Origin of the sequence: Desulfovibrio psychrotolerans, from assembly GCF_013340305.1 — a bacterium.
In the GTDB taxonomy this organism is placed as follows: domain Bacteria; phylum Desulfobacterota; class Desulfovibrionia; order Desulfovibrionales; family Desulfovibrionaceae; genus Halodesulfovibrio; species Halodesulfovibrio psychrotolerans.
In genome coordinates this window covers 1-602 of record NZ_BLVP01000012.1, presented here as the reverse complement: position 1 = coordinate 602, position 602 = coordinate 1, and the positions used below count along the sequence as shown (strand labels likewise).

The following is a 602-nucleotide window of genomic DNA, read 5'->3' as shown; positions in this document are numbered from 1 at the left end:
TGATCCTGCTACATATTTGTGGAGAGCAGGTTAAGCCACTTTTTGATATGCCTGACTGTTTTCGTATTCTGCCGGAGACATCCAGCCATTTGATGAATGCCGTCTCCTGCGGTTGTAGTAGGCTTCGATGTATTGGAACAAAGCCAACTCTGCCTCGTAACGGGTCAAAAACTTATGATGCCGTATAAACTGCGTTTTAAGTGTGTGGAAGAACGACTCGGCGACCGCATTATCCCAGCAGTTGCCCTTCCTGCTCATGCTTTGAATACAGCCACTTTGCTTGAGTCTTACCCTGAAATCCTTGCTCGCATATTGGATGCCACGATCGCTGTGAACCACCAGTCCGGCAGCAGGCCTGCGACGCACGATTGCCTTTTGAAAGGCGTGTATAACGGAGTGCCGTTCCAGTGAATCGCTGAGATCCCATCCCACAACAAGCCGTGAATACAAATCAATAAAGACCGTAAGGTAGTGCCACCGTCTTCCGACTTTGAGATAGGTGATGTCCGTCACCCACGCCTTGTTAGGAGCAACTGCCGTGAACTGCCGATTCAAAATATTTGAAGCCACTGGCTCTGAATGGGTTGAATCCGTCGTTACAA

The 602-nt window shown here is 49.0% G+C and carries 1 protein-coding gene; it reads right to left on the bottom strand.

All coding sequences use genetic code 11. From position 1 onward, the window contains the following. Positions 1 to 30: 30 nt before the first annotated feature. Positions 31 to 602, bottom strand: a 572-nt coding sequence (locus HUV26_RS13380; protein WP_174410653.1) for an IS3 family transposase, incomplete at its 5' end; no start/stop codon positions are given.